Annotated in this window: 5 protein-coding genes and 1 rRNA gene; 4 read left to right on the top strand and 2 right to left on the bottom strand. The window is 44.9% G+C overall.

Going from position 1 to position 5054, the window contains the following annotated elements; genetic code table 11:
* Positions 1-112: 112 nt before the first annotated feature.
* On the bottom strand, positions 113-1411 hold the full coding sequence (locus tag KNO99_RS15165; RefSeq protein WP_214750073.1) for a glutamate-1-semialdehyde 2,1-aminomutase: 1299 nt from the start codon (positions 1409-1411) through the stop codon (positions 113-115).
* 191 nt (positions 1412-1602) lie between these two features.
* On the opposite strand from KNO99_RS15165, the gene perR reads away from it, so the two are divergent.
* Complete coding sequence (gene perR / locus KNO99_RS15160) at positions 1603-2034, top strand: peroxide-responsive transcriptional repressor PerR (protein ID WP_031421138.1); 432 nt, start codon at positions 1603-1605, stop codon at positions 2032-2034.
* A 37-nt stretch (positions 2035-2071) separates the two neighbouring features.
* Here perR and KNO99_RS15155 read toward each other — a convergent pair whose 3' ends face one another.
* Positions 2072-2431 carry a YgzB family protein gene (locus KNO99_RS15155; protein WP_251127031.1) on the bottom strand — a complete coding sequence of 120 codons (360 nt, stop codon included), beginning with the start codon at positions 2429-2431 and terminating at the stop codon, positions 2072-2074.
* A gap of 103 nt (positions 2432-2534) precedes the next feature.
* Here KNO99_RS15155 and KNO99_RS15150 point away from each other — a divergent pair, with 103 nt between their 5' ends.
* The 3 genes from KNO99_RS15150 to KNO99_RS15140 form a co-directional block, all read left to right on the top strand.
* Positions 2535-3473: a nucleotidyltransferase-like protein gene (locus KNO99_RS15150; RefSeq protein ID WP_251131087.1), complete on the top strand. Its 939-nt coding sequence runs from the start codon at positions 2535-2537 to the stop codon at positions 3471-3473.
* 39 nt (positions 3474-3512) lie between these two features.
* Positions 3513-4685 (top strand): substrate-binding domain-containing protein, encoded by a 1173-nt coding sequence (locus KNO99_RS15145; protein WP_214750070.1) that lies wholly within the window; start codon positions 3513-3515, stop codon positions 4683-4685.
* A 307-nt stretch (positions 4686-4992) separates the two neighbouring features.
* Positions 4993-5054: ribosomal RNA gene (locus tag KNO99_RS15140) — 16S ribosomal RNA — on the top strand; the annotation flags it as partial.

Raw genomic sequence — 5054 nt, 5'->3', positions numbered from 1 at the left:
TTTTGTCGGACAGAACGCCTCAAGCTCGTTGAACATAAAAAAAGACGAACCAAATCGCCATATGCGATTTGGTTCGTCAACAGCCTGAAAGAGATGCTCGCGCATCTCTTTCTCACAACTGTGCAAACGAACGGTTGACCGCTTCGATTGTCTCGTCGATATCTTGCTCCGTATGTTCTGTTGTGAGGAACCAAGCCTCATATTTCGATGGGGCCAAGTTCACGCCGTTTTCAAGCATCAACTTGAAGAAGCGTCCGAACTTTTCACCGTCCGATTTTTCAGCACCCTCATAATCGGTGACGATTTCATCCGTGAAGTATACGGTGAGCGCTCCCTTCAAGCGGTTGAGCGTGATAGTCACGTCATGCTTGTCCGCTGCTTCACGAATCCCTGCCTCAAGTCGTGCACCGAGTGTGTCTAACTTTTCATAAACGCCAGGCTGTTCGAGCACTTCGAGACACGCGATTCCTGTCGCCATCGAGGCCGGGTTTCCTGCCATTGTGCCGGCTTGATACGCAGGTCCGAGTGGTGCGACCGTCTCCATGATTTCGGCTTTTCCGCCATAAGCGCCGATCGGTAGACCACCACCAATAATCTTCCCAAGCGCCGTCATATCCGGTTCGATTCCGTATACTTGTTGGGCACTTCCATATGTGAAGCGGAATGCTGTGATGACTTCATCATAGATGACGAGAGCGCCATGTTCGTGCGTGATGTCATTAACAGCCTGGAGGAAACCTGGCTTCGGTTCTACGATTCCGAAGTTCCCGACAATCGGCTCGACGAGAACACATGCGACCTGGTCTCCCCATTCCTTCATCATCTCGCTATACGCTTCGATGTCGTTGAATGGGACGGTGATGACTTCTTTAGCTGTGGCTTTTGTCACACCTGCTGAGTCTGGAGAACCGAGTGTTGCCGGACCACTACCTGCTGCAATCAGCATGAGATCCGAATGTCCGTGGTAGCAACCGCTGAATTTCACAACGAGTTCACGACCGGTATAAGCACGGGCGACTCGAACTGTCGTCATCACGGCTTCTGTTCCGGAGTTGGTGAATCGTACCTTATCCATAGAAGGAATGGCTTGTTTTAGTTTCTTGGCAAACTCGACTTCAAGACGGTGAGGTGTTCCGTATAATAAACCTTTTGAAGAAGCGTTCATAAGCGCTTCATGAATGTGTGGGTGGGCATGGCCCGTAATGATTGGACCGTATGCCGCCAAATAATCGATGTAACGGTTGCCGTCTACATCATAAAAATAGGCACCTTCGCCGCGTTCCATATAAACAGGGGCGCCGCCACCGACCGCTTTAAATGAGCGGGATGGACTGTTGACACCTCCGACGATGTGAGTGAGTGCATCTTGGTATAATGCATCAGATGACTGACGATTTGATGAAGTAGTCATATGTATTGCCTCCTTATCCAAATTCGCACTTATTGTATCATAGCCGTCAACCGCATAAGCTCAGTGTTTGACGAGTAGTTGAGAAATCAGTACACTATTTATAAAGATTACTATGTAAGAAATAAGTTAATGTTCAAAACTATTTCGCATGAATTTTATAGAAGAAATGAGGGATTGACGTGGGAAGCGAAATGCTTGACCATGCTGTTCAGTCGCTCCGGGAACATGGAGTCAGAATGACGCCTCAGCGCCAGGCCATTTTGGAGTACCTCGTCACGGAGCACAGTCACCCGACAGCGGATGACATTTATAAGGCACTTGCCGCACGGTTTCCAAACATGAGTGTGGCCACTGTATATAACAACTTGCGCGTCTTTAAAGAAGTGGGTCTCGTTCAAGAGATGAACTATGGGGACGCCTCAAGTCGCTTTGATTTTGTGACGTCGAAACACTATCACATCATCTGTGACACGTGTGGGAAAGTCGTCGACTTTAACTATCCGGTATTAGATGAAATCGAATCGGTTGCATCTCAATTGACTGGATTCAAAGTCGATCGTCACCGCCTTGAAGTGTACGGAACGTGTCCGTCTTGCCAATCTGAGCAATCACAAACACATTAAAAACCACATCCGAGCATTCGGATGTGGTTTTTTGTTGTCAGTCAGTTTGTTCTGACTGACGCTTGTTATATTTTTCATCAAACTCTTTACCTTCAAGTGAGCGGTCAATTGTGAGCGGTTCATCACAATGCATACATAAGTCAACGCGCCCAAGCATCTTCGTCTCTTTTTCGCAGTTTGGACACGTGACGATGATTGCTTTTGTCGAGGCCATCCCAACAATGAAGTAAAGGGCAGAGCTTGCGAGCACCATGATAAATCCAAGGAGCATGAAAATAATCATGAGCCAAGTGATGGATTTAGCGAGAAGCCCGAGATACATGACGCCGATTCCGCCGAAAATCAGGAGTAATGCTATATTACGTGCACGGTTGATTTTGTTCCCCCGTTTTTTCATAAGTGAATCCCTCCAATAGTCTGTCTCTATCATAGCTCATCTTCAAACGGGTGAGAAGTTCCTGCACTTTTTCGGCAGGAGTTTTTTGAAAAGAGGGCGAATCTTGTTCGTATCGAAAATGACAATCGTCATATATAGTCAACTTACGATTGGGAGAGAAGGGGTCCAGATGACGATGGAATATGCGACTCGCACTATTTATTCAGAATATGCTGCATTAAAAACAACGCTCGGAATTATTGAAGTGAAGAAAAAACGAGCACGTGATCCGTTGACGGATCAATCGGACCGTCTGCTCATTGTCATTGAAGCGAGACCGGATCCATTTTGGACGGTAAAACATTATCAGGTCGGTCAAGAAAGAATCGTCTTGCACGTCGTGAGCGACTCGATGATGGACAGATGGATCGTCTTAAATGAAAACCGACGCGCGATTCATTGGATTGAAGACGGAATTGTTCTATTTGAACGGAATGAATACATCTTAGAGTTGCGACAACGAAATCGTAATTTGACGAATAGAGAACAACGTCTTCAACTATCGCTTTCGTTTGCGAAACTATTACGTCGTTTTGAAGATGGTCGCTACTTATTTTTAGAAGGCGAATTCCAAGACGCCTTTACGCAGATTCACCATGCGCTCACACACTTGGCGCGACTTTCGATTCTAGAGGCTGGAATTCATCCTGAGCTTGTCTTATGGGAACAAGTCCGAGCAATCGATCTTGAAATTTATAAGCTGCACGAAGAACTTGTCGGGGGACAAGAGACACTTGAACAACGAATCCATCTTGTCGTGATTGGAATGGAACATTTGATTCAATCAAAAGTGTTGCCCGGCACACTGTTGTTACTTCAGACGATGCAAGAAAAAGAAGGGGCTTGGACGTTCTCCGAATTGATGGATCATCCAAACTTAAATGAGCTTCGTGTCGACCTCGGAAGTATCATCGGATTTTTAGTGAGAAAAGGATATGTTCGTACGGTCACGAGACCGACAAAAGGAGTTGGAGTAGAAGCAGTACTTTATGAGATTGCCTAATTCCCCGTATGTAAGCATGATGAGGAGACGATACGTCGCATGAAATTTTTGAAGTTTAGCATCGGAACGATTTTCATTCTATTTGTCACGTTTGTGATTTCCGTCGTTGTCGCTCTCTTTACGATGGGAGACCCGATTACACAAGGACGCCCTATTCTTTGGACGATTTGGTATATAGCGGCTCTGTTGATTGTATGTATGGGTCTTTATGATTTTTCGCCTCTCTCAAATCGGAAAGTGAAACGGGTCCTCGGCTGGGGAGCTTTGTCAGGTGTGATGGTATTCGCTTCTGTTAAAGGGTACTACATGTATCAAGACCATTTGAAAATTGAAGAGCGTGGTGTAGAGTTAATCGATTATCAGCCATTTACGAACTCAGATCGATTGGCGAAATTGAATCATCCAACATCCGTTTCATTCGTAAACGGCGTGCCACGGTTGGATGGTGCGACAGCCCTTTACCCGATGTATGCTTCATTCGTCGAAGCGGTGTATCCAAACTCCGGAACGTATGACCCGTATAATGATCAAGTGAGTAAAGTCGTCTCGACAACAACGCCAGAAGCATACAGTCGATTGATGAACGATCAAACGGACTTGATTTTTGTCGCGGGTCCGTCGGATCGTCAGTTGCAAGTTGCGAAGCAAAAAGGCGTGTCTCTACATATGACACCTGTTGGTAGAGAAGCATTTGTATTCTTTGTTCATGAAGATAATCCGGTAAAGTCATTGACAATGGAACAAGTCCGTGGAATTTATGCGGGGGACATCCGAAATTGGGAAGAGGTCGGTGGCAACTCCGAAACCATTCGTGCTTTTCAACGACCTGAAGATAGCGGTAGTCAAACTGCATTGCAAAAGATGATGGGTGAACGAAAGTTGATGGAGGCACCGGTTGAAGATGTCCCTGAAGGAATGGGTGGAATCATTCAACAAGCCTCATCGTATCGAAATCATAAAAATGCGATTGGATTCTCATTCCGATACTATGCGACAGAAATGGTGAATGATCATAAAATCAAGTTACTTCGTATAGAAGGAATCGAACCAACCGTTAAAACGATTCAAGACGGATCTTATCCGCTGACATCTGAATTCTACGCAGTTACTACGGAAGAAAAAGCAGAACAATATGATGCTTTTCTAGCATGGTTAGGTAGCGAGGATGGCCAGGCGTTGGTCGAAAAGACGGGTTACGTTCGTCTTAAATGAAACAGGTGATCAAGGTTTACTTTTCGTCTTATCAGCGAAGAGTAAATCTTTTTTTAAATTTTATTGTTTTTTGTATTGACGAAATGGTAAATAGAGATTATAGTTATAAACGTTGTCACGGCAAAAGATTATTTCAGAAAAACAATTTGTGAAAAAAGTTGTTGACGAAAACAATTGAAACGTGATAGATTAATGAAGTCGCCAAGAGCGACAGACGAACTTTGAAAACTGAACGATGAGGCAAAAATAAGTTTTACAATTTTTTGAATGAAGCGCAAGCTTCGTCAATTTAAGAGCTATATCAAATTCTTTGGAGAGTTTGATCCTGGCTCAGGACGAACGCTGGCGGCGTGCCTAATACATGCAAGT

It is taken from the genome of Exiguobacterium sp. s189, assembly GCF_018617615.1.
GTDB classification, from domain to species: domain Bacteria; phylum Bacillota; class Bacilli; order Exiguobacteriales; family Exiguobacteriaceae; genus Exiguobacterium; species Exiguobacterium aestuarii_A.
Note: the sequence above shows the minus strand (reverse complement) of the source record. Positions and strands in the feature narration are given on the sequence as shown.